This window comes from Algoriphagus sp. (genome assembly GCF_024642405.1).
In the GTDB taxonomy this organism is placed as follows: Bacteria; Bacteroidota; Bacteroidia; order Cytophagales; family Cyclobacteriaceae; genus Algoriphagus.
Genome location: NZ_JAHEBC010000140.1, coordinates 7188 through 9586, shown reverse-complemented (window position 1 = coordinate 9586; position 2399 = coordinate 7188). Strand labels below are relative to the sequence as shown.

General features: G+C 33.9%; 4 protein-coding genes. 1 reads left to right on the top strand and 3 read right to left on the bottom strand.

Annotation, left to right across the window (positions count from 1 at the left end; all coding sequences use genetic code 11):
- Positions 1 to 273: 273 nt before the first annotated feature.
- From Q0L68_RS11695 to Q0L68_RS11685, 3 genes are all read right to left on the bottom strand, one after another.
- A complete protein-coding gene (locus Q0L68_RS11695; RefSeq protein ID WP_296703220.1) occupies positions 274 to 957 on the bottom strand; it encodes an SDR family oxidoreductase in 684 nt (227 codons plus the stop codon).
- 120 nt (positions 958 to 1077) lie between these two features.
- Positions 1078 to 1200, bottom strand: coding sequence for a 2-oxo acid dehydrogenase subunit E2 (locus Q0L68_RS11690; protein ID WP_296703226.1), 123 nt, complete (start codon positions 1198 to 1200; stop codon positions 1078 to 1080).
- Positions 1201 to 1541: 341 nt separating this feature from the next.
- Positions 1542 to 1868, bottom strand: a complete 327-nt coding sequence (locus tag Q0L68_RS11685; RefSeq protein WP_296703218.1) for an iron-sulfur cluster assembly accessory protein — start codon at positions 1866 to 1868, stop codon at positions 1542 to 1544.
- 95 nt (positions 1869 to 1963) lie between these two features.
- Here Q0L68_RS11685 and mce point away from each other — a divergent pair, with 95 nt between their 5' ends.
- The gene (gene mce, locus Q0L68_RS11680; RefSeq protein WP_296703216.1) at positions 1964 to 2380 is read left to right on the top strand and encodes a methylmalonyl-CoA epimerase; all 417 of its coding nucleotides are present in this window, start codon (positions 1964 to 1966) and stop codon (positions 2378 to 2380) included.
- Positions 2381 to 2399: the final 19 nt, after the last annotated feature.

Sequence of the window (2399 nt, the reverse complement as noted above, 5' to 3'; positions counted from 1 at the left end):
CCATGAATTTGGGATTGTTTTTTTGACGTGGGCAAAGGTAAGAATTGAAGGTTAAATAGGAGAATTCCTTCAAATAAAAGTGATTGACGAAGGTTGAATTTATTAGCTGGTCAATGGAATTCGTTTCCAGTGCTAAGTCTTGTTTTAAATTCATTTTTAATCTTGACAATTAAATGCTCATGCTCCAAAAGTTTTAGAATTAAAGGTAGAGCAGATGATGGAATATAACTTTCAAGATTGTTATGCATTAAAACATAATTAAACTTTAATTAGTTATGGTGTTGAATTAGAAACCTGTAATAATTTACCATTATAGTATTTATTACCATTTAATGAAAAATCAACGATATATTGAGCCATTTCTATTGAATTTATTGGTGCTTTATATCCAGGAAAGGCTTCCTCTAACATTTCAGTTTGTACCGCTCCTAATGCTAATACATTAAATGAAATACCATGGTTTTTGTATTCTTCTGCAAGTAATTCTGTTAAAGTCACAACAGCTGCTTTACTTGAGCTATATGCTGCTAAACCCGGGAATTTCATACTCCCTTGAACACCTCCCATAGAACCAATAGTTACTACGTGGCTATCATTGCTCATAAAAGGCAAAACAATTCGAGTTAATTCGGCAACTCCAAAAACATTGGTTTTATATATAGATTGAAAATCTTCAATTGACGTTTCTGAAAATGGTTTATTTAAAAGTGCTCCTGCATTGTTTATTAAGACATCAACATGTTCCCAATCACTATCAATAAAATCCACCACTTTTTTATATGCTGAATCATCACTTAGATCAAATGAAAAAGCTGTTACATTTTGTATTTTCAATTCTTGAACTGGTTTTTCATTTCGCGAAAGCGCTAAAACTTGATACCCTTTCTCAGCAAAAATCTTTACCATTTCAAGACCTATCCCTCTACTCGTCCCCGTAATAATTATGTTTTTACTCATTTTACAGTTTAAGTAATAAAAATATAAAAAAAATGCTCTATAATTATAAAGCAGGCTTAATTTATACTTAAAAACTGAAGCGTCTATTCAGGACTAGTTAGATTGAAAATCTCAGTTACACTAAATCATAACTGGATTCACAATATAACCTCTTAGAGTTTGAAGAAACTGTGCTCCTGTTGCACCATCAATTTTTCTGTGCCTGCAAGCTAAAGACAATTTCATAGTATTTCCAACTACAATTTGTCACAATTTTTTAAAGCCAAATTCACATCAGTATCACTTGAGGCTTTTATATTTTTAAAATGTTTAGCTAAGAGCGAGATTAACTTATTCGGGAAGACGTATGTATTTAAAAAAGCAACATTAAATGCTGAAATGCTTGTTTCCACTCTAATCCATGTGGTTTATCCATGTAGTTTAATAAAACGACCTAAGCTTTTTGCCATAACTATGCTGGAGCAAAAAGTTAAGATTCTTGATTCAATCCACATTTTCAAAACTCTGTGCTCTTGGTTCTTAAATTATTCATAAAAAAAGACAGCTGATTTGGGCTGTCTTTATTTGAGTTCGTTAAATGCTCCTTAAATGGAGAAGCTTTCACCACATCCGCAAGTTCTGGATGCATTTGGATTAACAAACTGAAAACCTTTTCCATTTAATCCATCTGAAAATTCCAGCGTAGTACCTGCTAGGTAAAGCAAACTTTTTCTATCTACGATGATTTTAACACCTTTATCTTCGAAAACATGGTCTGTTTCAACTGTATTGGCATCAAAACCAAGATCATACATTAACCCTGAACAACCTCCACCTTTAACCGATACACGGATGTTTTCTTCCTCTTTGCGATTTTCTTCTCTTTTGAGTTCTAAAATTCGCTCTTTGGCTTTGTCAGAAACGATTATCATATCTTTGTACTTTTACTTTATCTTCATTAGTTAAGTAAAGATGCAAACATCAATTACTTCTAAATAATTCAGTTGCAAATATAAGAAATTTAAAAATGAGGAAGATCGAACATATTGGGATTGCGGTTAGAGATTTGGAAAAATCTAATTCTCTTTTTGCTCGATTACTAGGGAAAGAGCATTTCAAGAAGGAAGTTGTGGAGGGAGAAGGCGTAGAAACATCTTTTTTCCTGGTAGGAGAAACCAAAGTGGAATTACTCCAGGCAACCAGGGAGGATAGTCCGATCGCTAAGTTTATTGACCGAAAGTCAGAGGGAGTGCATCATATAGCGTTTGATGTGGAAGATATTCATGCTGAAGTAGACAGGTTGAAGGCGGAAGGCTTCGAGATTTTGAATGAAAGCCCAAAACTAGGTGCAGACAATAAATTAGTGGTATTTTTGCATCCCAGAACCACGAATGGAGTATTGGTGGAACTCTGCCAGGAGAATCCAGAAGGCAGTTTTCAGTAGGCAGTCGCAGGAAACAGTA

Excerpts from the sequence above, each read along its gene's own strand:
- Q0L68_RS11695 (WP_296703220.1), bottom strand. The coding sequence starts at position 957 with ATGAGTAAAAACATAATTATTACGGGGACGAGTAGAGGGATAGGTCTT.
- Q0L68_RS11685 (WP_296703218.1), bottom strand. The coding sequence starts at position 1,868 with ATGATAATCGTTTCTGACAAAGCCAAAGAGCGAATTTTAGAACTCAAA.
- mce (WP_296703216.1), top strand. The coding sequence starts at position 1,964 with ATGAGGAAGATCGAACATATTGGGATTGCGGTTAGAGATTTGGAAAAA.